This window comes from Flagellimonas okinawensis (genome assembly GCF_029194005.1).
GTDB classification, from domain to species: Bacteria; Bacteroidota; Bacteroidia; order Flavobacteriales; family Flavobacteriaceae; genus Flagellimonas; species Flagellimonas okinawensis.
The window spans coordinates 303,763-328,110 of sequence record NZ_JARFVA010000001.1; the positions used below are offsets into that span (position 1 = coordinate 303,763).

General features: G+C 41.3%; 24 protein-coding genes and 1 tRNA gene. 13 read left to right on the top strand and 12 right to left on the bottom strand.

Annotated elements, in window-relative coordinates; translation table 11 throughout:
- Positions 1-5 precede the first annotated feature (5 nt).
- Positions 6-539 carry an NADPH-dependent FMN reductase gene (locus tag PY091_RS01425; protein ID WP_275647972.1) on the bottom strand — a complete coding sequence of 178 codons (534 nt, stop codon included), beginning with the start codon at positions 537-539 and terminating at the stop codon, positions 6-8.
- A gap of 130 nt (positions 540-669) precedes the next feature.
- Here PY091_RS01425 and PY091_RS01430 point away from each other — a divergent pair, with 130 nt between their 5' ends.
- Positions 670-1,866, top strand: a complete 1,197-nt coding sequence (locus PY091_RS01430; protein WP_275647973.1) for a heparan-alpha-glucosaminide N-acetyltransferase domain-containing protein — start codon at positions 670-672, stop codon at positions 1,864-1,866.
- A gap of 60 nt (positions 1,867-1,926) precedes the next feature.
- Here PY091_RS01430 and lpdA read toward each other — a convergent pair whose 3' ends face one another.
- Both lpdA and PY091_RS01440 read right to left on the bottom strand, forming a co-directional pair.
- Positions 1,927-3,330, bottom strand: coding sequence for a dihydrolipoyl dehydrogenase (lpdA, locus tag PY091_RS01435; RefSeq protein ID WP_275647974.1), 1,404 nt, complete (start codon positions 3,328-3,330; stop codon positions 1,927-1,929).
- 213 nt (positions 3,331-3,543) lie between these two features.
- A complete protein-coding gene (locus tag PY091_RS01440) occupies positions 3,544-4,002 on the bottom strand; it encodes an Lrp/AsnC family transcriptional regulator (RefSeq protein WP_275647975.1) in 459 nt (152 codons plus the stop codon).
- A 150-nt stretch (positions 4,003-4,152) separates the two neighbouring features.
- Here PY091_RS01440 and PY091_RS01445 point away from each other — a divergent pair, with 150 nt between their 5' ends.
- The 10 genes from PY091_RS01445 to ribB all read left to right on the top strand — a co-directional run bounded on the left by PY091_RS01445 (position 4,153) and on the right by ribB (position 14,604).
- Positions 4,153-5,373: an aminotransferase class I/II-fold pyridoxal phosphate-dependent enzyme gene (locus tag PY091_RS01445; protein WP_275647976.1), complete on the top strand. Its 1,221-nt coding sequence runs from the start codon at positions 4,153-4,155 to the stop codon at positions 5,371-5,373.
- A 71-nt stretch (positions 5,374-5,444) separates the two neighbouring features.
- Entirely contained in the window at positions 5,445-6,935 is a 1,491-nt protein-coding gene (gene nhaC / locus PY091_RS01450) for a Na+/H+ antiporter NhaC (RefSeq protein ID WP_275647977.1), read from the top strand.
- A gap of 208 nt (positions 6,936-7,143) precedes the next feature.
- On the top strand, positions 7,144-7,788 hold the full coding sequence (locus PY091_RS01455) for a peroxiredoxin (protein ID WP_275647978.1): 645 nt from the start codon (positions 7,144-7,146) through the stop codon (positions 7,786-7,788).
- A 6-nt stretch (positions 7,789-7,794) separates the two neighbouring features.
- The gene (locus PY091_RS01460; RefSeq protein WP_275647979.1) at positions 7,795-8,109 is read left to right on the top strand and encodes a thioredoxin family protein; all 315 of its coding nucleotides are present in this window, start codon (positions 7,795-7,797) and stop codon (positions 8,107-8,109) included.
- Positions 8,090-8,347, top strand: a complete 258-nt coding sequence (locus tag PY091_RS01465; RefSeq protein WP_275647980.1) for a DUF6952 family protein — start codon at positions 8,090-8,092, stop codon at positions 8,345-8,347. Before PY091_RS01460 ends, PY091_RS01465 begins: the two co-directional genes overlap by 20 nt.
- Positions 8,348-8,485: 138 nt before the next feature.
- The gene (locus PY091_RS01470) at positions 8,486-8,851 is read left to right on the top strand and encodes a diacylglycerol kinase family protein (protein WP_275647981.1); all 366 of its coding nucleotides are present in this window, start codon (positions 8,486-8,488) and stop codon (positions 8,849-8,851) included.
- Between the two features lie 62 nt (positions 8,852-8,913).
- Positions 8,914-11,304: a DNA translocase FtsK gene (locus PY091_RS01475; protein WP_275647982.1), complete on the top strand. Its 2,391-nt coding sequence runs from the start codon at positions 8,914-8,916 to the stop codon at positions 11,302-11,304.
- Between the two features lie 4 nt (positions 11,305-11,308).
- Positions 11,309-11,956 (top strand): outer membrane lipoprotein periplasmic chaperone LolA1, encoded by a 648-nt coding sequence (gene lolA1, locus PY091_RS01480; protein ID WP_275648759.1) that lies wholly within the window; start codon positions 11,309-11,311, stop codon positions 11,954-11,956.
- A gap of 3 nt (positions 11,957-11,959) precedes the next feature.
- On the top strand, positions 11,960-13,468 hold the full coding sequence (locus PY091_RS01485) for an LptF/LptG family permease (RefSeq protein ID WP_275647983.1): 1,509 nt from the start codon (positions 11,960-11,962) through the stop codon (positions 13,466-13,468).
- The gene (gene ribB, locus PY091_RS01490) at positions 13,465-14,604 is read left to right on the top strand and encodes a 3,4-dihydroxy-2-butanone-4-phosphate synthase (RefSeq protein ID WP_275647984.1); all 1,140 of its coding nucleotides are present in this window, start codon (positions 13,465-13,467) and stop codon (positions 14,602-14,604) included. Before PY091_RS01485 ends, ribB begins: the two co-directional genes overlap by 4 nt.
- Here ribB and PY091_RS01495 read toward each other — a convergent pair.
- Together PY091_RS01495 and PY091_RS01500 are read right to left on the bottom strand one after the other, a co-directional pair.
- Positions 14,601-15,794 carry a DegT/DnrJ/EryC1/StrS family aminotransferase gene (locus PY091_RS01495; RefSeq protein ID WP_275647985.1) on the bottom strand — a complete coding sequence of 398 codons (1,194 nt, stop codon included), beginning with the start codon at positions 15,792-15,794 and terminating at the stop codon, positions 14,601-14,603. The two genes, ribB and PY091_RS01495, sit on opposite strands and share 4 nt — an antisense overlap.
- Positions 15,795-15,806: 12 nt before the next feature.
- Positions 15,807-16,559 (bottom strand): sulfite exporter TauE/SafE family protein, encoded by a 753-nt coding sequence (locus PY091_RS01500; RefSeq protein WP_275647986.1) that lies wholly within the window; start codon positions 16,557-16,559, stop codon positions 15,807-15,809.
- Positions 16,560-16,714: 155 nt separating this feature from the next.
- Here PY091_RS01500 and PY091_RS01505 point away from each other — a divergent pair.
- Together PY091_RS01505 and PY091_RS01510 are read left to right on the top strand one after the other, a co-directional pair.
- Positions 16,715-16,799 (top strand) — tRNA-Ser (locus PY091_RS01505).
- A 251-nt stretch (positions 16,800-17,050) separates the two neighbouring features.
- Positions 17,051-18,280: a site-specific integrase gene (locus tag PY091_RS01510; protein WP_207026704.1), complete on the top strand. Its 1,230-nt coding sequence runs from the start codon at positions 17,051-17,053 to the stop codon at positions 18,278-18,280.
- Positions 18,281-18,537: 257 nt separating this feature from the next.
- On the opposite strand, the gene PY091_RS01515 is transcribed toward PY091_RS01510, so the two are convergent.
- The 7 genes from PY091_RS01515 to PY091_RS01545 form a co-directional block, all read right to left on the bottom strand.
- A complete protein-coding gene (locus PY091_RS01515; protein ID WP_275647987.1) occupies positions 18,538-19,329 on the bottom strand; it encodes a nucleotidyl transferase AbiEii/AbiGii toxin family protein in 792 nt (263 codons plus the stop codon).
- Entirely contained in the window at positions 19,326-20,117 is a 792-nt protein-coding gene (locus PY091_RS01520) for a type IV toxin-antitoxin system AbiEi family antitoxin domain-containing protein (RefSeq protein ID WP_275647988.1), read from the bottom strand. The genes PY091_RS01515 and PY091_RS01520 overlap by 4 nt, the downstream gene beginning before the upstream one ends.
- Before the next feature lie 195 nt (positions 20,118-20,312).
- On the bottom strand, positions 20,313-20,768 hold the full coding sequence (locus tag PY091_RS01525; protein ID WP_275647989.1) for a DUF6730 family protein: 456 nt from the start codon (positions 20,766-20,768) through the stop codon (positions 20,313-20,315).
- Positions 20,769-20,778: 10 nt separating this feature from the next.
- A complete protein-coding gene (locus tag PY091_RS01530; protein WP_275647990.1) occupies positions 20,779-21,639 on the bottom strand; it encodes a relaxase/mobilization nuclease domain-containing protein in 861 nt (286 codons plus the stop codon).
- A 5-nt stretch (positions 21,640-21,644) separates the two neighbouring features.
- Positions 21,645-21,941, bottom strand: a complete 297-nt coding sequence (gene mbpA / locus PY091_RS01535) for a mobilization protein MbpA (RefSeq protein ID WP_275647991.1) — start codon at positions 21,939-21,941, stop codon at positions 21,645-21,647.
- A gap of 45 nt (positions 21,942-21,986) precedes the next feature.
- The gene (locus tag PY091_RS01540; protein WP_275647992.1) at positions 21,987-22,889 is read right to left on the bottom strand and encodes a toprim domain-containing protein; all 903 of its coding nucleotides are present in this window, start codon (positions 22,887-22,889) and stop codon (positions 21,987-21,989) included.
- A gap of 205 nt (positions 22,890-23,094) precedes the next feature.
- Positions 23,095-24,300 (bottom strand): primase-helicase family protein, encoded by a 1,206-nt coding sequence (locus PY091_RS01545; RefSeq protein ID WP_275647993.1) that lies wholly within the window; start codon positions 24,298-24,300, stop codon positions 23,095-23,097.
- Positions 24,301-24,348 lie beyond the last annotated feature (48 nt).

Below are 24,348 nucleotides of genomic sequence, written 5' to 3' on the forward strand. Positions count from 1 at the left end.
CGTTCTTATTTTAAAGCATCCAAAAAGGTATTCAAAGCTTGCCGATGTTCCTCTTTCATGTCCTCATCCAAAATACCGGCTTCCCCAAAATTATCATTGAAAAATTTAAGGGAATACGTAGCTACGATATCACCACCAAACAAAGTGAGCATATTTTTTACGACACCCAGTGATTTTTCCGCACCAAACCTACCTCCTGCGGTGGACATCAAAAAAACTTTTGTTCCTTCCAAAAAACTTCTGTCCAAACGTGACAACCAATCCAGTACATTCTTAAAATATGCAGAAGGATTTCCATTATGTTCGTTAACGGACAGTATAAGCCCGTCCGATGCGGTAATGGTTTCTTTCAATTTCACCAATGCTTCTGGAAAACCATTATCTCTTTCCACATCTTCACTATACATTGGAAATGGTTGTTCGGCCATGTTTAAAGTCTGAATATCATGGTTTTGTATTAAGGAATTGGTGTATTTTACAAGTTTTAAATTAATAGAAGTTGAAGAATTGCTTCCGGCAAATGCCAAAATTGCAGCCATAGTTTAAAATTATTGTTTGTTTCGCTAAAATACCCCGATATCTGCATAGATGCGAGTATTTTATATATTTTTGGCGCAACAAACATCCAAACTATTTGTTTAACAAGTATATAGGGTGAACTAATACTAAATGGCAGTAAAAAGCAACAGACTATTTTTCGTGGACGCCATGCGTGCATGGGCCATTTTAATGATGCTACAAGGGCATTTCATCGATGGCCTTTTGGATCCTGTTTTCCGGGACTCCAGCAATACTGCTTATTCCATATGGCTCTATTTTAGAGGCATAACGGCTCCCGTATTTTTTACTGTATCCGGTTTTATCTTTACTTATCTCTTAATCAGGGTTCCAGAAAACGGAGTTGAAAACCCTAGGGTTAAAAAAGGAATCCGACGTGGATTGCAACTTTTGGCCATTGGCTATTTATTGCGATTAAATCTTGGCGGTCTTTTAAAAGGTCAAATCTACAATGCCTTTTATCTAGTAGATGTATTGCACTGCATAGGACTATCTATTTTAGGGCTAGTTGGTTTGTATGTACTTACAGCCAAAAAGAAAAAGTTTGTTTTCCCAACTGCTCTTGTGGTTGTAACCTTGGTGCTTTTCTTGTTCGAAAGGGTTTATAAAGATTGGTCTTTTGCGTTTTTACCAGATTTCTTGGCCAATTATTTCACCAAGTCCAATGGTTCTGTTTTCACCATTATTCCGTGGTTTGGCTATACTACCATTGGTGCTTTTATCTCGGTTCTCTTTACTCGATTCAAAAATTACAGGTATTTGTACCCGGCTGCCATATCCATTGCTTTGGTAACGGGATATTTACTGATTTATCAGTCATCTGCCGCCTTTGCCATACTCTACGACTGGACTGGATTTGAATTTTTGAAACTGATCTTATCCAACAACTACTTATTTATCCGATTGGGTAATGTGTTTGTGGTTTTTGCGGTATTTATGATACTTAGACAGTTGATGACCAACAAAACTGTTTTAAAAATTGGAGCCAGCACACTTTCCATTTATGTGATTCACTTTATTATACTTTACGGTAGTTTTACGGGATTGGGATTGTATGGGTTCTTCAACCATTCACTTTCGCCTGAAATCGTTATTCCTGGTGCGCTTGCCTTTATGGTTGCCTGTACATTCTTGGCTTTGCAATACAATAAATATGAGGCTTATATCAAAGTTCAAGTAGGCTTGGGCATTGTCTTTGTAAAAGGCCAGCTTATTGAGGCAAAAGAGCTTTCAGCTCCGATGGCAAAAGAAATTCTGATAAAAGCCCGACTAGTTCTCCGAAGAGTTTTACGGACCGTAAGAAGCTAAAAAAAGCATCCAATCCTAAGACTGAATGCTTTTTACTATTCTTTGATTTTATTTCCTCAGCTATACATGCAAAGCTCTATCATCCGTTGCCGCCAATGCAGCTTCTTTTACAGCTTCCGCAAAAGTCGGGTGCGCATGGCTCATTCGGGAAATATCTTCAGCAGACGCCCTAAATTCCATGGCAGTCACTCCTTCTGCAATTAAATCCGCACAACGAGCACCGATCATATGTACACCTAATACCTCGTCGGTATTCTTATCTGCAAGAATTTTCACAAAACCGTCAATATCCATACTAGCACGAGCTCTACCTAAAGCACGCATTGGGAACTGACCTGATTTGTATTCCACACCTTCTTCCTTCAATTGCTCTTCTGTTTTTCCAACAGCAGCAACCTCTGGCCACGTATATACCACCCCAGGAATTAAGTTGTAATCGATATGTGGTTTTTGACCAGCCAAAATTTCGGCAACCATGGTTCCTTCTTCTTCAGCTTTGTGCGCCAACATGACACCTTTTACCACATCACCGATTGCATAAATATTGGAAACATTGGTCTGTAAGTGCTCGTTAACCTCTACTCTGCCCCTATCATCCAATTTGATTCCGGCAGCTTCGGCATTCAATCCATCGGTATATGGCTTACGACCAACGCTTACTAGGCAATAGTCACCTGTTAGGGTTACTTCTTTCCCTTTTTTATCATCTGCTTTCACAATAACCTCGTCTCCTTTGCGCTCTACAGACTTAACTTTATGGGAAAGGTTGAACTTTACTTTTTGTTTTTTCATCACTTTGGTGAGCTCTTTGGACAATGCGCCGTCCATACCAGGGATAATACGGTCCATGAACTCCACTACAGTCACATCGGCACCCAAACGTTTGTATACCTGACCCAATTCCAAACCGATTACTCCACCACCAATCACAATCAAGTGCTTTGGAACTTCCTTCAATTTTAGAGCTTCGGTAGAAGTTATCACTCTTTCTTTATCGATATCTATAAAAGGTAGTGATGATGGTTTTGAACCTGTTGCAATAATTATGTTCTTGGCCTCAATAGTTTCTTCACCATCCTCTTTTGCAATATTGATGTGCGTGGCATCCTTAAAGCTTCCGATACCATGGTAGACATCAATTTTGTTCTTGCTCATCAAAAACTCGATACCTTTTGTGGTTTGGTCAACAACCCCTTGTTTACGGGCGATCATTTGCTCCAAATTCACTTTTACTTCACCAGGAATTTCAATACCGTGCTCCTCGAAGTGCTTTACGGCATCCTCATAATGGTGCGATGAGTCCAACAATGCTTTTGATGGGATACAACCTACGTTAAGACAGGTACCTCCCAAGGTTGCATACTTTTCTATAATTGCGGTTTTCATTCCCAATTGGGCACATCGAATTGCCGCCACATAGCCTCCTGGTCCAGAGCCGATAATGGCTACATCATATTGATTCATATTGTAATAATTGTAAGGATAATTGCTAAAAAACTGTGTTTTTCTAAAACAAGTGTAAAAATACAAATGTTTTTCGGGACAGTACCAAGGAATTATGTTGGATTGTTAGGTTAATAGTGCAGTGGATTGTTTGATTTTTGGGTGGTTGGATTTCTAGTTGTCTTAATGAGTGATAATATTGGTCATTGTCAATTGTTAATTGTTAATTGCACATTAGATATGAACGGATGGGCTATTCTTTACCTCATTGATCACAAAAGAGCTTTGGGTATTCCCGATGTTGGCTATGGCCGTAAGTTTGGTTACCATGAACTCCCGGTAACTCTTCATATCCTTTACAAAAATCTTTAAGATATAATCGTAATCACCGCCTACGTGAAAGCATTCGGAAACCTCGTCCAATTGCAGTACCTCCCGCTCAAACTTTAAAACATTCTCCTTGGTATGTTGCACCAATCTTATTTGGCAGAGTACCATAAAATCGCGTCCCACCTTTATTTTGTCCACCAGAGCGGTGTATTGGGTTATCACTCCATTGCGCTCCAAACGCTTAATGCGTTCATAAACTGCAGTTTTGGACAAATGCAAAGCATCCGCATATTGTTTGGTAGTTTTTTTACTATCCTTTTGGAGTAATCTGATCAATTCTATGTCTACTTTATCCAATTTCATACCGACGAATTTTCTAGTCAATCCAGTTAAATCAACAATTTAATGAATTTATTCCTAATAAATTTAATAATAAAGACTATTGTTCTTTATTAAATCACTTCTATTGATTTTATGTCTATAGATGTATAGTTTTACTAAAAACGGTACATTATGGATTATAAAGCATCAGAACACATACAAGACCTTCAATACTTTGGTGAATTCGGAGGTGTAAACCCTTCAATATCAGATTCATCAACTTACACTTTCCTGTCAGCAAAGACCATGTTCGACACTTTCGAAGGAAACACGGAAGGCTGCTATTTGTACAGCCGCCACTCTTCCCCTTCTAACCTCTATTTAGGTGAGGCCATGGCCCAATTGGAAGGAACAGAGTCCGCGAATGTATATGCCAGTGGAATGGGTGCTATAACCGCTGTGATTCTTCAACTGTGCGATTCGGGAGACCACATTGTATGTAGTAGGACAATTTATGGTGGGACCTATGCTTTCCTAAAGAACTTTGTGAAGAAATTCAATATTGATGTTTCTTTTGTGGACATTACCAATTTGGAAATGGTCACAAATTCCATCACACCCAAAACCAAGATGATATATTGTGAAGCGGTCAGCAATCCTTTGTTGGAAATCGCCGATATCCCATCACTATCAAAAATCGCCAAGAAAAATGATATGCCGCTGGTAGTGGACAACACTTTTTCTCCCTTAACGATAAGTGCCGCCCAATTGGGAGCCGATATTGTGGTCCACAGCCTTACCAAATTCATTAACGGTAGCAGTGATTGTGTTGCAGGAGCAGTTTGTGCCTCTACCGATTTCTGTTTGAGTCTTAAAGATGTAAACAACGGAGCCGGAATGCTCTTGGGGAGCACATTGGATAGTTTACGTGCCGCTTCCATATTAAAGAATATGAGAACACTACACATCCGCATTAAAAAGCACAGTGAAAACGCCCATTATTTGGCTACAGAATTCGAAAAGGATGGATTAAAAGTAGTATACCCCGGATTGGAAAGTCATTCTGGCCATACTTTGATAAAGTCCCAAATGAACCCAGAATATGGTTTTGGCGGCATGCTTACCCTGGATGTAGGTTCCGTTGAAAGAGCCAATGCTCTAATGGAATTAATGCAAAAAGAGAAATTGGGTTATTTGGCCGTTAGTCTCGGATTCTACAAAACGCTATTTAGCGCTTCCGGGACATCCACATCATCTGAGATTCCAGAAGAGGAACAAAAAGAACTGGGTCTTTCTCAAGGACTTATCCGTTTTTCCATTGGTCTGGACAACGATATCCATAAAACCTATACGACTATGCGGAAGTGTATGGAGATGCTGGATATTTTGTCTCCCGATAAAAGTTTGGCATAAATGGTAGTTGAGCGAGGTTTGCACAACATGGTGCAAAATCGTAATATTACCTTCTAACAAACTCAGACCAAATGCCGAATAAAAAGGAGAAACCAAAGTTTAGGGAAGACGAACACATTGTAGAAAATAAAGATTTGACCATTGCAGAAGCGCTTATACCCGTTTTTGCCCTGGTTGCCATGTTGGCCTACAATGTTTATGTTTTTGGGGATGATGCCCTAAGCGGTTCCAATCAATTTATTCTTTTAATGGGTGGTGCGGTAGCTGCCATTGTTGGCATTTTCAATAAGGTTTCCTACAAACGAATGATTGCCGAAGTGGCCGAAAATGTAAAGTCCACAACTGGTGCATTGCTTATTCTATTAATGGTAGGTGCCCTATCGGGAACTTGGTTGGTTAGCGGTATTATTCCTGCCATGATCTATTACGGACTTCAAATATTGAATCCCACAATATTTTTGGCGGCCAGTGTTGTGATTTGCGCTATAATTTCTATTGCAACAGGAAGTAGCTGGACTACTGCCGCAACTGTTGGGATTGCGCTTATCGGTATTGGTGATGCTTTGGGCATTTCGTTGGGGATGACAGCCGGAGCTGTACTTTCCGGGGCTTACTTTGGAGACAAAATGTCTCCTTTGAGCGATACCACTAACTTGGCTCCTGCCATGGCTGGCGGGGATTTGTTTTCCCACATTCGTTACATGACCTACACCACGGTTCCGACCATTATTGTGACCTTGATTGTATTTATTATTCTTGGTTTTACTATTGACACTTCTGGAGTGGCAGATACAAGTGCACTTCTTGAAAATATTGGGTCTACCTTTAATATAAACGGTTGGCTGTTTATTGTCCCTTTAGTGGTAATTGGACTAATCGTAAAAAAAGCACCACCATTAATGGCTCTTTTGATCGGGACCTTGTTAGGTGGAGTTTTCGCACTTATTTTTCAACCGGAAATTGTCGCCAATATTGGAGGGGGAACCGCTTTGAATTTTGAATCAGGTTACAAAGGCATTTTAAATGCCATTACCGTTGATACAGCCATCGCAACAGACGACCCAGCACTTAACGACTTGTTCTCTTCTGGAGGAATGGCAGGAATGCTCGGCACCATTTGGTTGATTGTTTGTGCCATGGTATTCGGTGGCATTATGGATGGTATCGGAGCTTTGGAACGCATCACCGAATCGCTTTTAAAATTAGCCAAGACCACTTTTGGACTTTTCGCAAGCACCGTTGGAAGTTGTTTGGCCTTGAACGTAACCGCATCGGACCAATATTTGGCGATTGTTGTTCCAGGTAAAATGTTTTCCAAGGCATACGAGGAACGTGGACTTGCTCCAGAAAATCTTAGTAGATCATTGGAGGATTCAGGAACCGTGACCTCCGTTTTGGTGCCTTGGAACACTTGTGGAGCCTACCATAGCGGCGTGCTCGGCGTAGGCGTGGGCGAATATGCACTTTATGCCGTTTTTAATTGGTTGAGTCCTATTATGACACTGCTTTTTGCGGCTTTCCGAATTAAGATTAAACAACTGGCCACAACAACCGCTCAATAAATTTTCAATCTACTTTTTTAGCATTCTTTAATTATTTGAGAAGTTGGTGAAATTTGATGTTCAATTTTATCACAACCTCAATAATGACGGTTGATTTTTATGGCATAGTCACAGCTTATCAAGCCATAAGAAATACTAATTTTTCGTTTATTAAAACACGAAAAACCACTGTATTTTTGCTTCTCAAAATTCTAAAAAAATCCAATAAATGACTTTAGTAGGAAGAAAATTTCCAAACATTGAAGTAAACGCCATCGATGAAATGGGCGACACTTTCAAAATCAACATTTTAGAGAAAGCCAAAGCCGAAAACAAGAAAGTATTGTTGTTCTGGTACCCAAAAGATTTCACTTTTGTTTGCCCGACCGAGCTTTTTGCTTTTCAACAAAACCTAAGCGAATTTGAAAAGAGAAACACCATTGTTATTGGAGCGTCCTGCGATACTGCCGAAGTACATTTTGCATGGTTGAACACAGAAAAGGATAACGGAGGAATTGAAGGTGTAACCTACCCTATCGTTTCCGATAGCAATAGAAACTTGGCTACAGCTCTAGGCATCTTGGATATCATGAAGGAGGATTTCAATGAGGAAACCAACACTGTTATGGTGGAAGGGGACAATGTAACCTATAGAGCCACTTACCTAATCGATGAAGAGGGAACTGTATTCCACGAAAGCATCAACCACATGCCATTGGGAAGAAACGTAAAGGAGTTTTTACGTTTGGTAGATGCCTACACACACGTACAGGAAAAAGGAGAGGTTTGTCCAGCCAACTGGGAAGAAGGCAAAGAGGCCATGAGTGCTGACAGAGCTGGTGTATCCGATTATTTGGCTAACCACGTAAATTAATTTGCCATGGTTGTAGAATTGGATAAAGACAACTTAAGCGAAGTTATAGCGAACAACGATAATGTTGTGGTACAGTATAGCGCATCTTGGTGCGGTAACTGCAGAATCATGAAACCTAAGTTTAAAAAGGAAGCATCCTTGAACGAGAACTTAAAGTTTGTAATGGTCGATGCTGAAAAATTCCCGGAATCCAGAAAATTGGCCAATGTGGACAATTTACCCACTTTTGCCACTTTTTCCAAAGGGGCTTTAAAAAATCAGGTGCAGACCAATAAATATGATGTTTTAAAAGACTTGATCAATGAAGTTGCCCATAATTAAACAATTGGTCAATTTTGCCGAAGAGCATGATGAAGACTATTTACAGGAAACAGCCGATACGCTAGAAAGTGTCTGCGAGGTTTCCAGTCTTAAGGATGAGGAACTGGATATGATCGGGGAGTTGATTTCCAATATTTATGGAGCTCTCGAAGTATCCAACGAAATCAAGAATGGAGCGTCTAAAAAAGAGGCACTTAATGGTTTTATGTCCAGGGTACTCGGCTCAATCGACAAGTAGCGATACTTTAAAACAAATAAGTTTTAAGAACCTTCCCATAACATACTTTGGGAAGGTTTTTTTTTGAGTATTTTTGGCACTGAGCCTGCTCCATTTTGAGAGCGAAAACCATTGTCAAAACTTACTTGAAGCATTTTAATGCCCAAAGAATCTTTTCTTCAGAATAGGATAAAAAGTGTGGGATATGCCCTTAAGGGCATGTTTCTCCTAATGCGCACGGAATCCAGCATAAAAATTCAATTGTGCATTGCCTTGATTGTCACGGTATTTGGATTCTATTTCGAAATAACGGCAACGGAATGGATGTTTCAGCTTTTGGCCATAGGATTGGTAATGGGCATAGAAGCTGTAAATACCGCAATCGAAAAAATCTGCGACTACATCCAACCTAATCTGGACCCCAAGATAGGATTGATAAAAGATATTTCAGCAGGAGCCGTTATGATAGTATCGATCATCGCAAGTATCATTGGACTGATCATTTATATACCTAAGATTTTTTAGTAAAATCCAAGAACCCGAGTAGCAACGTAAATTTGTAACTTAGCCCCGCTTAAAAACGATTAATGGCCAAAAAAAGAACAAAATCCAAATCAAAAAAAACTACCGCAACTGCTAAAAAGAAGCTTTCGTTAAAGCCATCCAAGCAGAACAAGATAATATTCGGTAGCCTTTTGATTGTTCTCAGCATTGCGCTTTTCTTCTCTTTCATGTCCTTTTATTTCACATGGCAGGAAGATCAAAGTATGTTGTCCCAATTCGCGGACCGTAATGCCCAAGCCAGTAATTTATTGAACAAATTCGGGGCAAGTGTCAGCCACTTTTTTATGTACAAGGGCTTTGGTCTTGCTTCTTTTGCTTTTCCTTTTCTATTGGCCATAACAGGACTTTACCTGTTTCTGGGTTTAAACGGAAAACGCTTGGTATCCAAATGGATTTGGGGGCTCGTTGGTGTTATTTGGGGCTCTGTGGCCCTAGGTTTTTTCGCTGCCGATTTTCCACTTTTAGGTGGACTTATCGGTTATGAGATGAATGATTTCCTCCAAGATTACACTGGAAAGATCGGGGTGTTCCTGATTCTCATATTTGTTTTGATGGTGATTTTGGTACAATTGTTCAATTTCACTCCCGAAGGATTTGCCAATTTCTTTAAAAGGCAAAAACAAAAAATCAAGTCGGACTTCAACGAAAATCAATCACCTGAAACCCCTAAAGAATCTGTCGTTACTGACGAGGAAGGAAGTATAGCTTTAAGCACGGAAGATTCCGTTCCAGAAAAAATTGACACCTATACCCATAAAAAAGACATTCCTCCACTGGATGAAGCAGGGCTAGATGTCAACATTCCCGAGGAAGAGGAGTCGGACATCGCACTGAAAGTAGAGGAAACTCCTGTTGAGGAAGAAGAAACCGACGCAAAAGCTGCGAAACTGGTAGAGGATTTTGGAGAATTCGACCCAAAATTGGAATTGGGCAATTACAAATTCCCAACCTTGGACCTTTTGGAGGCTCATGGTGCTTCTGGCGGAATTACCATCAATCAAGAAGAGCTCGAGGAAAACAAAAACCGAATTGTAAGCACCCTCAAAAACTATAAAATCGGGATTGCCCAAATCAAAGCGACCATCGGTCCAACGGTAACCCTTTACGAAATTGTACCCGAAGCAGGTATCCGTATTTCCAAAATCAAAAACTTGGAAGACGACATTGCTTTGTCCCTAGCGGCACTAGGCATCCGTATAATTGCCCCTATTCCTGGCAAAGGAACAGTAGGTATAGAGGTTCCAAACAAGAATGCGACCATTGTTTCCATGCGTTCGGTAATCGCCTCCAACAAATTCCAAAAGGCGGAGATGGAATTGCCGATTGCTTTCGGAAAGACCATCAGTAACGAGACTTTTGTAGTGGATTTGGCCAAAATGCCGCACATGCTTATGGCTGGTGCTACCGGACAAGGTAAATCCGTAGGATTGAATGCGGTGATCAGTTCGCTACTGTATAAAAAACACCCAGCAGAGGTTAAGTTTATATTGGTCGATCCCAAAAAAGTGGAATTGACGCTTTACAATAAAATTGAACGTCACTTTTTGGCAAAACTGCCAGACTCCGAAGAAGCCATTATCACGGATAACACCAAAGTAATCAATACATTGAATTCCCTATGTATTGAAATGGACAACCGTTACGAGCTGCTTAAAACAGCAATGGTCCGAAATATTAAAGAGTATAATGCCAAATTTAAGGCAAGGAAATTAAACCCGAACGATGGGCACAAGTTTTTACCCTATATCGTTTTGGTAATAGATGAATTCGCCGACCTGATCATGACAGCAGGCAAGGAAGTGGAAACCCCAATAGCAAGATTGGCGCAATTGGCCCGTGCCATTGGTATCCATTTGATCATCGCTACACAAAGACCTTCGGTAAATGTGATCACAGGTATCATCAAGGCCAACTTCCCGGCGAGAATAGCGTTTAGGGTAACCTCAAAGATTGATTCGAGAACCATTTTGGACGCACAGGGGGCCGACCAACTTATCGGTAGAGGTGATATGCTATATACCCAAGGAAATGATGTGACACGACTGCAATGCGCCTTTGTGGATACTCCGGAAGTTGCTAAAATTACAGACTATATTGGGTCGCAACGAGCTTATCCAGAAGCCCACCTACTGCCAGAGTATGTTGGTGAAGAATCTGGCACAAGTCTTGATAATGATATCGCGGATAGAGATGCTATGTTCCGAGAAGCAGCGGAAGTTATTGTAACCGCGCAACAAGGTTCGGCATCCTTGATACAAAGAAAATTAAAATTGGGGTACAACAGGGCCGGTCGGATCATAGACCAATTGGAAGCAGCTGGAATTGTTGGGCCTTTTGAAGGCAGTAAGGCACGGCAAGTTTTGGTCCCTGACATGTATTCCTTAGATCAACTATTAGAAAATGAAGCAAAATAAGAACATGATCAAGAAAAGTATTCTTTTAATAGCATTGTTTGTTGTTGGATTATCTTCCTACGGACAGAACTCAGATAAGGCCAAGGCTTTATTGGACGAAGTATACAATAAGGTACAGAGTTACGACAATATTTATATTGATTTCCAATCTACCTTGGAAAATACCGAAGCCAATTTAAAGCAAGAGACCAATGGCAACGTTACGCTGGATGGCGAGAAATATTTACTCAACTATTTCGGAGCCAAACAAATGTACGATGGCAAAAAAGTATATACCGTTGTACCCGAAAACGAAGAAGTAACCATTGAAGATGTAAATGAGGACAACGACAACGTAAGCCCATCCAAAATGTTGACTTTTTACAAAACGGGACATAACTATCAATGGGACATTCTTCAAAATGTAGGCGGTAGAAAAATCCAGTATGTAAAATTGATTCCGATCGACTCCAATACTGAAATCAAGTCTGTGCTGCTCGGAATAGACACACAAACAAAACACATCTATAAACTGATCCAAACGGGAAACAATGGTACCAAAACCACCATTACCGTTAATTCTTTCAAAACCAATCAGCCCATATCAAGTACTCTGTTTACCTTTGACGAGAAAAAGTACGAGGACAAAGGGTACTATATTATAAGAAACTAGGCATTGAAAATACTTGATCAGTATATACTAAGAAGATTTCTTTACAACTTCTTCAGTTCTTTTTTCATCCTGATCGTCATATTCATCTTTCAAGGGATATGGCTGTTCATCGATGATTTAGCGGGAAAAGGGCTGGGCATGGTAATTATTGGCAAGTTTATTTTCTACTTTATCCCGACACTGGTGGACAAGGTATTGCCACTTACGGTACTCCTCTCCTCCATCCTTACCTTTGGTACTTTTGCCGAAAACTACGAGTTTGCCGCTATGAAAGCTTCCGGCATATCGCTTCAACGTGGTATGCGAAGTCTAATAGTTTTTGTATTGTTTCTCGGATTGGTCACCTTCTTTTTCGCAAATGACGTGATTCCAAAATCTGAACAAAAAATGTTCAATTTAAGAAGGAACATAGCCAAAGTTAAACCAGCAGCGGCCATAACGGAAGGTGTTTTCAGTGATTTTGAAGGAACCGGTGAGGGAATGAACATTAAAGTGGACAAAAAATACGGCGAACAAGACCGTTTTTTGGATAATGTTATCATACATAAAAAAACAAATCAGAACATAAACAATACGGTGATCAAGGCCAAGTCTGGCGAATTGATAAGTAGCGAAGATTCCGATATAATTCAATTGGTTTTAAAAGATGGCAATTACTATGAAGAAGTAATGCCAAAGGATTCCAAAGAACGACGCAAACAACCCTTTGCCAAATCCGAGTTTGACACCTACACCATCAATATCGATATATCCGAGCTCAACGAGCAAGATTTGGAAGAGGATCAAAACATCACAACCAACAAAATGAAAAACGTTAGTCGTCTTATAAAAGATATTGATTCCTTGAGGGACAATAATCTTGAAAAGGTGACCGCTTTTTCTAAAAATGTGATCAATCGAATGGGAGCTTTCCCCATAGCCATTGTTCCAGATAGCACAAACAAAGAGCTAGAAAGAATTGAAATCAAAAAGAAGGTCGAGGATAAAGTCGCGCAATCGGATTCTATAAAAAGTGCAGATGATTTTATGGCAAGCTTGGAACAATGGGAACAAATCCAAGTAATGAAAAAGGCCCAGAACGATGTGACCAGTATTCTTAACACGGTGGAATCCAAGAAAAACGAACTACAGAGCAGATACAAGTTCTACAATAGCCATATACTATCCCTTCATCAAAAATATGCCCTTGCGCTATCTTGTATTATCCTATTTTTTGTAGGTGCTCCGTTAGGTGCGATTATACGAAAAGGTGGACTGGGACTACCCATGGTAGTTGCCATTATCTTATTTTTGACCTATTACTTTATCGGAGTATTTGCCGGGAACTACGCCAAAGAAGGAAATATACATCCAGCTTTAGGCGCATGGCTGCCTACCCTGATTATGTTGCCCTTGGGCATATCACTCACTAGAAGAGCAACAGCGGATAAAGGATTAATTGGATTTGGACACTTTATTGACCGTATCAAATCATTATTTAAAAAGAAAGAAAAAGAAGCAGAGGGCCAATGATCGCCAAGGATAAAAAAATTCAATTGAACGCCATAGAAGAAGCCATTGCCGATATACGAGATGGTAAAGTTATTATTGTGGTCGATGATGAGAACAGGGAAAACGAAGGTGATTTCTTGGCTGCTGCCGAGTTGATTACTCCCGAGACCATTAATTTTATGGCCACCCATGGCCGTGGTCTTATTTGTGCACCACTTACCGAAGGGCGTTGCAAGGATTTGGGTCTGCACAAAATGGTGACTCACAATACAGACCCATTGGAAACCGCCTTTACAGTTTCCGTTGATCTAAGAGGAAAAGGAGTTACCACTGGCATTTCTGCAGGTGACAGGGCCAAAACCGTGCTTGCGCTAACCGATTACGCCACTAAACCCCATGAATTGGCAAGGCCTGGACATATTTTTCCTTTAATTGCCAAAGAAGGCGGGGTTCTTCGCCGAACCGGACATACGGAGGCGGCCATCGATTTTGCACGTTTGGCAGGATTGGAACCTGCTGGAGTTATAGTGGAAATCATGAACGAAGATGGTTCCATGGCGCGTTTGCCCCAGTTAATGGAAGTGGCAAAAAAGTTTGACCTAAAAATTGTTTCCATCGAGGACTTGATTGCGTATCGTATGGAACACGATAGCTTGATCGAGTTAAAGGAAGCTTTCACCATTCAGACCAGATTTGGTCAGTTTAGACTCCGAGCTTACAAGCAAACTACAAACGACCAAGTACACATTGCTTTGTTAAGGGGCAACTGGAAAACCGGGGAACCTGTACTTACACGTATCAACTCTACTTTGGTCAACAATGATATTCTGGGAACACTGACCAATAATCCGGATGAAGGTCTCCAACGCATGTTCGATGCGCTTAATGCAGAAGAAAACAGTGCTATGATCTTTATTAATCAAGGTAATCAGTCCATGAACTTATTGAACAGGTTATCCGAGTTCAAAAAACTACAGGGTGAAGGGGTTACCAAAGCACCCAAGGTAGAAATGGACAATAAAGATTTTGGTATAGGCGCTCAAATCCTTCATGATATTAATATCTCCAAAATCCGATTATTGACAAATTCAGGACAAACCCGACGTGTAGGCATGGTAGGGTATGGCCTTGAGATTGTGGAGTATGTGAATTATTAAAGCACGGACTTAATTCCCTCGACCATTGTACTGGCTCTCGCGGCTACATCATCCTCGGACCACCCCAATTTTATGAGGCACGAAATATTTCTGGACATCCATTTATCGGATTGCGAGAAATCTGTCTTACTGTAATCGGGCATAGATTCCTGAACATCTTTTGGCAACTTTCCCAAAGATTTCATTTCTGTCAAATGTTCCCACTTTTTATAGTAATGCCAGTTGTTGTTGTACCAATAAAAACATGCATCCACACCGGTATCGCTTAGTGCTTGTTGGGCCTTTTGTGCCAAATCCTCGGTTGGCAAAAAGAAGTTTAAAAAAGAATAGTTCTCCTCTCCTCCTTGTGGGACAGTTCTGAACAGAACTTCAGGAATACTGGACAAGGCCTCTCGCAATACTGTATAGTTTCGCTTTTGAATGGCCAAAAACTCATCTAAGCGAGCGAGTTGGGCAACTCCAACGGCAGCATTCATTTCCGAAATTCTAAAATTGTACCCTAAAAATGGATGTTCTTCTGCTCCCCTATTATTGCCGATATGGTCGTGACCATGATCGGAATACTTGTGAGCATTTTCATAATAGGATTTATTATTTGTAATTACCGCACCACCTTCACCACAAGTAATGGTTTTTACATAATCGAAAGAAAAACATCCCAAGTCACCAATACTTCCCAATGGTTTGCCTTTATAGCTGCCTCCAATGGCCTGACAGGCATCTTCCAGCAACAATAGGCCATACTTGTCACAAATGGCTTTTAAGGCTTCCAAATTAGCCATAGAGCCACACATATGGACGGGCATCACCACTTTGGTATTTGGAGTGATAGCTTTTTCAACAGCATCAGGGTCAAGAGTCAGAGTATCATCGATATTCACTAGGACAGGTACTGCACCGAGGGCTAAAATAGATTCAAAACTAGCTACAAAGGTAAAAGTGGGCATGATGACCTCATCCCCAGCTCCAATACCTGCACTGGCCAACGCAACCGTTAAAGCGGCTGTTCCACTACTTACTGCGTGGGCATACTTGGTCTTCATACGCTGGGACAATCCAGCTTCAAGCTCCTGTGTTTTCCAATGTCCCTTGCGCATTCCATCGAACCCATATCGCATCAAGACCCCAGAGTCCATAACATCTTGTACTTCTTTTCTTTCCTTATCTCCAAAAAGCTCAAATCCCGGCATAATACTATCAATTTAAAAGAACCATAGTTTAATGGCCATTAAAACTACAGCTATTACTAAAAATGTTTTTATGAATCCGTCTCCCTTTTTCACGGAGAACCTACTGGCAAACCAAGCACCTGAACCATTGCCTATGGCCAAGATGAACCCCATTTTCCAATCAATTTTATCGTTAAATGCAAAAACGGCCAGGGCCGCCAACATATAAACAAAAACCACGGCCACTTTAGTGGCATTGGACCTTACCAAATTCATTTGGTTAAAATAATGCAGAAAAAGCATCATTATAAATCCTAGTCCCGCATTTATGAATCCTCCGTAAATTCCAAAAAAGAAAAACGCAATCAAAGCCACCCAAAGATATTTCCCTGTGAGTCGTTCCTGAATTTCTTCCAACCTCATTTTAGGTTTAAAAATAATGATGAGCACTACAGCAATCATTACTATGGCCAAAATCCTGTTAAAGGTCTCCCCGTCTATATCCACTGCAATATATGCGCCGATTATAGCTCCAAAAAAGGCCGAAATTCCCAAGTAAATATTAAACGGATAGGTAGATATTCCCTTGCTCTTAAAACCAGCAGTAGCCATAGCGGTTTGAATAACAATGGCCACACGATTGGTTCCGTTGGCCACTGCGGGCGGCAAGCCCAAAAATATAAGTGTAGGAAGGGACAGAAGGGAACCACCGCCTGCCACTGTATTTATAAATCCGACTGCAAAACCTACAGCTACCAAAAGCAAATAGTGATACCATTCTAGCATAAAACAAAGGTATGACGATTGTTTTGAACAGGCCTATGGAACAGTACAAAGTTTGGATTAAGATTTTTATGGCCCTGTGCTACAAATTTATTTTAACAATAAAGCAAAAAGGTCTTTTGGGAAAAGAAAAAGCTTTATATATTTGCACCCGCTTAGGAGGAATGGCAGAGTGGTCGAATGCGGCAGTCTTGAAAACTGTTGAGGGTCACACCTCCGGGGGTTCGAATCCCTCTTCCTCCGCTGAGAGACATCATCTCAAAACAAGAAACCCTGTAAATTATTGATTTACAGGGTTTTTATTTTTTTTGATATCAAATGATATCATTTATTTTCATCCTAATAGGTGCCCAATTCGGTGTCACCTGTAATCTTACCAAAAAGGGACACCTAATACCATTTAAAATATTGTTAATCAACATATTACAGGGATTATTTTTTAATATTTTTTTACTAAATTCAAGGTAAATAATGTTAAAATAGGTGTCCCTTTTATGTTATCTCTCTTATTCTACATCAAAAAGCACAAAACCGACAAAGTAGGTCGGGCAATGATCTATATCAGAATCACTGTAAATGGAAAGCGTTCCGAATTCAGCACAGGTCGCAAAATTTATCCCAACACTTGGGATGCCACAAATGGAAAGGTGTTGGGGTTCTCGCAAGAAGTACGTCAACTGAATTCGCAATTAATGAAAATACGTACCGACCTGTTTCGGCATGCGGATAAATTGAAAGACAAGGGCCGACCATTGACCGCTGTTTCACTTAAAAATTCTTACCTAGGTGTCGATAAGCCCTCAAAAATGTTATTGGAAATATTTCAAGAGCACAATGACAGGGTTGAAAAATTAGTTGGGAAAGATTTTGCTCCAGGTACAGCAGAACGATACAAAACCGCAAAAAGTCATTTGGCCGAATATTTACAGAACGAGCTTCGAAAGAAAGATGTTCCAGTCGTGGATGTAGACCATTCCTTTATTTCTGGTTTCGAATATTATCTAAAGACAAAAAGAAAGTGCAGCCATAACACGGCCATCAAATATGTGGTGAACTTTAAAAAGATCATTAGGATTGCCTATGCCAATGGTTGGATCAGAACAGACCCCTTTGCCAATTGGAAAGCACGATTGAAAACGGTTGAGCGGGAATTCCTGACCGATGAAGAGCTTCAACGACTGATGAATCATGCTTTTACAAATGAGCGATTGGAGCATGTAAGGGATTGTTTTGTTTTCTGTTGCTTTACCGGATTAGCCTATGCAGACGTAAAAAAACTTACCCATGATGATTTTGTGATAGGGATTGACGGAGATCTTTGGATAAATACCAAACGTACCAAAACAAAAACCAAAAGTAACATTCCTGTTCTTCCCACTGCATTGATGATTCTCGAAAAATACGAGCACAGTTCCTTACTTGTAGATAAAAAGGTACTACCCGTATTGACCAATCAAAAAATGAATGCCTATTTAAAGGAAATAGCAGACCTTAGCGGAATCAACAAACACCTGACCACACATTTGGCTAGGCATACTTTTGCAACTACCGTAACACTTTCCAATGGCGTCTCCATCGAATCGGTAAGTAAAATGCTGGGGCATAAATCACTTCGAACCACACAACATTATGCGAAAATATTGAACCGTAGGGTCAGTGAGGATATGCAACTGTTAAAAAAGAAGTTGAGTTTCCAAGAAAAAGTTAAGTCAAAAAATGCTTGATATCATTATCCTATAATTATACATAACTCAAACACAAAGCAACTAAGTTCCAAAAAAATTAAAAGTCAAGTTTTTTTCGCAAAAAACTTGACTTTCGTTTATGGAAGTATTCACAAAGCATATGGTGGGATTTGTTGGGACATCCACTATCCTAACCAAAAAGCTGCATACTTTTATTCTTGGCGATTCGCCGTGCCAGACTATGGCTCATAATTGTTTTTAAAATTGTTTTTTTTCGTTCTTCCGAATTACTATTTCTATATTTTTGAGAGAAGTTGTTTTTTTATGATCTCGTAGGCGTTTCTTTGGTCATATTCAATGCCGGGCCTTAACAGCGCATAGATATCACCTCCAAAATCCGGATCCTCTATTTTTTCATCCATATTTAACAAGAACTGTTTTTGTGTTGGTGATTGCCCTCTAGAAAAATCCATATAGTGCTTGTATATAGATATCAATTTATCTGTATCAACATCCAGTAGACTTATTGCATGGTTCAAGTCGAATAAATCCCGCCCCTTTCTGCGTTGATATAATGCTCGTAGTTTCGTGGCCAACAACTCCTCAATAGAAAAGGAATTCATGGTACAACTTCCAGAAAACCAACCGTTTTCCATACTATGCTCTAACTCGGTATAGCCCATGACAGTAAAGTGTTCTCGAGTATTGATTTCAATCTTCAACCTCATGTTGACAACCGGTGGAATTTCAGATTCAAAGCGGTAGGTCGCCGTATTCATATTAACATTCTGCTTAATGTTTCTTTTGGTTCCCAAAAAATCAAGCTGCTTTCCTATGGCTTGCAAAATTGGCTTTATGGGGCCCTTCTTTATCTGAACCAAATCAATATCCTCGGAATAACGGGCTTGGGGTTTCAAATAGATTTTATGTAAGGCCGTACCACCACGAAACGCTACATGCTCCTTTAAAAAAGGGTCCGAAAACAAAGCCACCAAAGCGCGCTCTATGACCAAGTCCTGTTCCACTTGTGCGTCTGTCGGCCATGGGGCGTTTGCTTTCCATTCGGTAATATATCTCCTCGGTATCATGAAAAATCCAGTTCAGTATTAATGATCAAGTTCCATTTATCATCCATGAAACCACTCTTGTTTTTGTGGGACAATGATAATGGAGCCGTATTGGTTTTATTTGCCCTCAAAAAATTGGATAGATTATCTACAAGTTTAGTTTCTGACAACTGCTCCAATAGATAGCCCAATCGCTGTAAGGTGGGTAGGGATGATTCCTTGGCAATAGCTAAAATTCTTGACGACTTAAAATTCTCGCTTAGTTCTTCTAGAACCGGAATCACTCTATTTAATCCTCCTATTTGCTTATGATAATGTACTAAATCTACAGCAGTCAATTCAGGGCTTGAGACCAAGACATATCCGGCATCGGTTTTCTTTTGCTCCAACCAATCGCCCCTCCAAGAACCTTTCGTAAAAAATTTTAAATGTTGATTTTTGGTCTTGATGTCCCTAAGTGCCGGTTTTTTAATAATAATCTGCGATTGCATCGGCTGTTGGTGTCCTGCGCCATGAAGTGCAGCAGCAGAGTATAGCCCAAGATAGTATTCCCGATTAAGGAAATTCATCATATCATCTAAATAATAGATAGTGGGCAATATTCCCATATGGGAATATTGAGGAGGGATAATTACATAAAATTCCTTTCGTACCTGGGCAAGTTTGTTCTCCTTTTTTAAACGGTGTAGTTTTTGGGCTATCGCGTTTTCGTTGGGGCCAAAGCGTTTCCTAAGCTCATGCAGACTAACAGAATACCTGCCTTGAGCTTGGATTTCATATAAATAATCTGAAATATCGTGGCCTATCACCTCAAATCTGTTTGCGTAAATTTATGATAAATGTAGTTAATCGCAAACAAATATATAATAAGTCTACTCAAAATTACGGTTTCAGCTTAGATAAACCCCAAATCCTTACCTCCAACTTCAGCGCATGGACCCTGGCCTATTTTTGCAGCGATTCGGAAAGATAAGCGTAAAGCAAAAATAGGCTAGGGCGCTGTCCTACTTTTTGTTATTATCTTCCTGCCATTTTTGATAGAGTTCCCTTGCCTCTGGGATATCGTCAAGGAATGTCCCGTAGTGTTCAATGGCATCATCCTGACCTTTGATGAATGCTGCCTCTTCTTTCTTGGAAATCCTTGATACCTGATAGATGGAAAAACCAAGGACCAACAGGACCGTGACCAACAACCCCCAAATAAGTTTTATGGCCCAACTGGGCAAGAGAACGGACCGCTCTACTTTATGAAGAATCCTTTCCATCAGTCTTTGTTGTTCCTTAATGTTGTTATTTTGGTTGTTGCCATAGTCTTTTAGAAGCGCATTTAATTCGCTGGTATCTGGCCTTAATGGATGGTTTTTGAAATACTCATGAACCTTTTCCAATCGGCCGATACTCTTTTCAAATCCGTTGATCTCCTCTGTCAACAGTTCCGCTATTTCATCCAGTTTTGCCATGATGTTATGTTTAAATTCCTATTCCTGTGTCCCTGACCACCTTGATGGCCAATTTGATGGTTTTCTTTATGATGGTCTGGGACAGACTTGTTGGGACATTCACGGTCCTGCCCAAAAGCTGCATGCTCCTGTCCTTGGCAATCCGCTGTGCCATATTTCTTTCAAAGTTCATTTGACGGGCAATCCTGCCCATGGACATGGACCGGTGCACCTCGCTTCCCTTGAGATTGGTTCCCTTATACTCAAAACGGAAGCCCTGTAACTGGTTCTGCCTGTTGATGCTGGGAATGACCTTTACATTGTTCTGCTCCATGGATTTGATGTACTGGTCAAAATCCCTTGGCCGTTCCCTGGCCATGACCTTTTCATGGATCTTTTGTATTTCAGAGCGGACATGTTGCATCCGGTAGAGTTTTTCCTGCTGTACCTCCCTTACCGTGGTCAGGTCCATTTGTTTGGCCACCCGCTCCGCTACTTGTTGGCTCCGCTTCCCGATAAAGCTGTCGTTATAGGCCTTGCCCTGAAAGTTTATCCGGTTCACATACAGGTGGACATGTACGTGTTCCTTATCCCTGTGTACAAAGGCCACAGCCTGTCGTTCCTTCAACCTCATTTCCTTAAGGAACCGTTCGGTCATTTCCTTGAGCCGTTCGCTTTCGAATTTCCTGCCGTCCTCGATGGTGGGACTGAGCACAAAGCTGAGCGTGTTCTTACGGCACAGTTCGTTCTGTTCTTGGATGACCTTGAACTCCTCGGTGATCTCTCTTGGGGTCTCCCCCGCCAGATATTGACTGTGGATGATCTCCGATTCCTTCTCCTCGTTCATACCGTAGCTCATGGAGGCTGCGGTGTGCGATATGGATTTCCCCATGCCTATCATTTCTTGAAATTTAAAAGGTGTTGTCGTATCTCTTTGGCCAGCTGCGCCGTTTCCTCGGCCAACCTGGGGTTCCGCTTCCGGAACATATTGGTGATCAGCCTAAAATTTCGTTGGTATTTGACCAATAGCTTATAGGCCTCTATCTGTTCGTCCGTCATCCGCTCCACAATACGATCTTCGAATGCGGCACGCCTACAGTATTCACTGATGGAAAGACCGCTTTTCCGGGCCTTGACCTTCAGCAGTTTCTTCTCGTAGACCGAGCAGCGGAACTGGACGAACTCTTTCTTCATTTTCACATCATCTTTTGCGACCTTCGGGAGCAAAAGCAAGATTTGTCATGACAATGACACATCTTGAATTCGTTGCCGAACTTCATCCTTCGCGCTTTTTACCTTCCATTCATTGATATCCTTGAACCCCCTATAGAGAGAGGACATATCCCTACTGTTCGGGCACTTTTCCAACAAAAGTTCTGTCATCCCCATTCCCGCTTTGTCCCTATCCAGAAACAGCTCCACATTTTCATATTTCCCTATTTCTTTTATCATCCGTTTTACAAAGGCCGTGGTGTTCAATACCAGAAGGTCATGGCTGTTTACGATATCCGGCTTCAGCTCCATTAGGGTGAGCATATCGAACATGCCCTCGGTAATGGTCAAGTTTTTTGAATCGTTCTTGATCAATGAAACATCCTTTGGCGATGTGGACCCTTTCCAATAGCTGTTTCGCAGCTCCCAGCCTCCAGACCTGTTCTGGAGTCCGACGCCAAAATATGCCCGCTCCCCTATTCGATAATGTATCTCCTTGCAAAGTTTTCTTCCGGTCTTGATCGAGATACTTCTGGAGCTCAGATAGTTTTCTAGGGCCCGGTGTTCGATTTCCTTTGTCTCGATGATTTCAATCGGGTTGGCCCTATGTTCCTTCTTGGTTGGATTTGGCCGCCGGTGAAAAGAGAAATGGCCCATGTTCCCGGACAGTCTCTCCAATGCCTCCCTTACGGAACAGTTCTCCATTTTCATCACAAGGTCTATGGTACTGCCCCCTTCAAAGGTCCCGAAGTCTATCCAATAGTTTTTCTTCAATGACACCTTGAAAGAGGCTTGGGTCTCGATCCGGAACGGGCTGAGGAACCAAGCTTCTTTTTCCGTTTTCCGGACTGGAAAGTGCCCCAAATTGGCAAGCGTGGAAACGATGTCAATGTTGCGGGCTTTTTCGCAGTCCATTCTTTTTTCTTTCATGGTTCTGTTTTTAGTCGATTTTTGATGATTTGATGACAAACCTCTGGGAAACCCTGTAAATACTGGTTGTTTCCCCGTCATCACTTTGTCATCGTTTCATCACTTTTGTTTTTTTCTTCATGGTACCTGTCATCATTTTTTATTTTGATGACAGAATGATGACAAAGTGATGACAGCCTGAACCTTTATAAACACTGGGCTTATATCAATCTGTCATCAAATCATCAAAATTTTGGGCCAAAAATTTCTTTTTTATGGTAAAGTACCTTCCCTTGGCGTCCTCGGTGTTGATCTCGCCGGTATTCCAGATGGTGATCTTTTGGTACTTGTTGGAATTGGGCTGGTTGTCCAGTTTCCAATCCTTTTTCAGCAACCGTCTCAGTTGGGTCAGGTCAGTCTTGACCCTTGTACGGTTGAGCATGTGCAGGGCATCGATGGGACAAAGGTCCACCGAGTCCATCTCGAACTTTTCCATCGCACTGAGCAATAGGCTGGCCAGTTCCTTCTCCACCCGGTTCCGATTATTGTTCACCAGTTTCTTTAGGGCAGGAGTATGAACCTGTTTGGGGGTGAACCACATTCGTGTTCTTTGCTTTGTGCTATACTCCCTTTTTGAAAGGAAATCCAAAAAGGCGGGTACCTCCTGGGCCAACTGGTCCAGGAAATCGGTGTCCTCCCTTTTAAGGGATGGGATCTTCCTCACCCAGAACCGGGTCTCATGGGCATCGATCTTGATGAAACTGTCCTCGTTGTTGCTGCACAGAATAAATTTACCAAAGAATTCCACTTCTCTTTTATCCTTGCCCTTGGCCTCCAGTTTGTTCCGGTTGGTGGTGCTCAGGTATTTGATGCGCTCGGTGAGCTCTTCCTTGTTGAACAGTACCTCGTCGACGCATATCAGCAGCTTGTTCGCCCAGTCCGCATTGAACTGGCTTGCAAAGCTGTCATTGGTCAGATAGGTAAGGTTGTTGCCAAAGATCTCCTTGAGCCATTTGAGGAAGGTGCTTTTCCCGGTGTTCCTTTCGGTGGAGACCAGACAGAGGATGGGGAGCACCTGCACCGGTCTTTGGTACAGGAGTTTTAGATAGTCCAGTCCCAGTTCCAGCTGGTTGCCGAAGATATGCCCTAAAAAGGCCCGTGTTCTTTTGATGGTTCCCTCTTTGGGTTCATGTGCCAAAAGGGAATAGGTATTGTAGAAACCATGGTGTTCCTTTTTGAAGTCCACATGACAGGGAATACAGGCGAACCCATCATATTTGGGCACCTTGCCCAAATAGTCCTTGCCATGGTCCTGCTTGATGATATGCTCGTTCCAAAGGACCAGCTGCTCGTTGAAATGTCCAGAAATGGTCGGAATCCTCACCAACTTGTAAAAGGTGGTCCCGACCCTTATGTATGGTACTGTTTCCATATTGGTGCTTTTGAAATTTTGTGATTACTTCCACTTTTGGTGAATCCA

Bases quoted from the DNA above. Each gene is read 5' to 3' on its own strand.
- PY091_RS01440 (WP_275647975.1), bottom strand. From the start codon at position 4,002: ATGAAATTGGATAAAGTAGACATAGAATTGATCAGATTACTCCAAAAG.
- PY091_RS01455 (WP_275647978.1), top strand. From the start codon at position 7,144: ATGACTTTAGTAGGAAGAAAATTTCCAAACATTGAAGTAAACGCCATC.
- PY091_RS01445 (WP_275647976.1), top strand. From the start codon at position 4,153: ATGGATTATAAAGCATCAGAACACATACAAGACCTTCAATACTTTGGT.
- PY091_RS01460 (WP_275647979.1), top strand. From the start codon at position 7,795: ATGGTTGTAGAATTGGATAAAGACAACTTAAGCGAAGTTATAGCGAAC.
- PY091_RS01495 (WP_275647985.1), bottom strand. From the start codon at position 15,794: ATGCCGGGATTTGAGCTTTTTGGAGATAAGGAAAGAAAAGAAGTACAA.
- PY091_RS01500 (WP_275647986.1), bottom strand. From the start codon at position 16,559: ATGCTAGAATGGTATCACTATTTGCTTTTGGTAGCTGTAGGTTTTGCA.
- PY091_RS01530 (WP_275647990.1), bottom strand. From the start codon at position 21,639: ATGGGGAAATCCATATCGCACACCGCAGCCTCCATGAGCTACGGTATG.
- PY091_RS01475 (WP_275647982.1), top strand. From the start codon at position 8,914: ATGGCCAAAAAAAGAACAAAATCCAAATCAAAAAAAACTACCGCAACT.
- PY091_RS01545 (WP_275647993.1), bottom strand. From the start codon at position 24,300: ATGGAAACAGTACCATACATAAGGGTCGGGACCACCTTTTACAAGTTG.
- PY091_RS01425 (WP_275647972.1), bottom strand. From the start codon at position 539: ATGGCTGCAATTTTGGCATTTGCCGGAAGCAATTCTTCAACTTCTATT.
- PY091_RS01465 (WP_275647980.1), top strand. From the start codon at position 8,090: ATGAAGTTGCCCATAATTAAACAATTGGTCAATTTTGCCGAAGAGCAT.
- PY091_RS01540 (WP_275647992.1), bottom strand. From the start codon at position 22,889: ATGAAAGAAAAAAGAATGGACTGCGAAAAAGCCCGCAACATTGACATC.
- PY091_RS01515 (WP_275647987.1), bottom strand. From the start codon at position 19,329: ATGATACCGAGGAGATATATTACCGAATGGAAAGCAAACGCCCCATGG.
- ribB (WP_275647984.1), top strand. From the start codon at position 13,465: ATGATCGCCAAGGATAAAAAAATTCAATTGAACGCCATAGAAGAAGCC.
- PY091_RS01430 (WP_275647973.1), top strand. From the start codon at position 670: ATGGCAGTAAAAAGCAACAGACTATTTTTCGTGGACGCCATGCGTGCA.
- lpdA (WP_275647974.1), bottom strand. From the start codon at position 3,330: ATGAATCAATATGATGTAGCCATTATCGGCTCTGGACCAGGAGGCTAT.
- mbpA (WP_275647991.1), bottom strand. From the start codon at position 21,941: ATGAAGAAAGAGTTCGTCCAGTTCCGCTGCTCGGTCTACGAGAAGAAA.
- nhaC (WP_275647977.1), top strand. From the start codon at position 5,445: ATGCCGAATAAAAAGGAGAAACCAAAGTTTAGGGAAGACGAACACATT.
- PY091_RS01525 (WP_275647989.1), bottom strand. From the start codon at position 20,768: ATGGCAAAACTGGATGAAATAGCGGAACTGTTGACAGAGGAGATCAAC.
- PY091_RS01510 (WP_207026704.1), top strand. From the start codon at position 17,051: ATGTTATCTCTCTTATTCTACATCAAAAAGCACAAAACCGACAAAGTA.
- lolA1 (WP_275648759.1), top strand. From the start codon at position 11,309: ATGATCAAGAAAAGTATTCTTTTAATAGCATTGTTTGTTGTTGGATTA.
- PY091_RS01470 (WP_275647981.1), top strand. From the start codon at position 8,486: ATGCCCAAAGAATCTTTTCTTCAGAATAGGATAAAAAGTGTGGGATAT.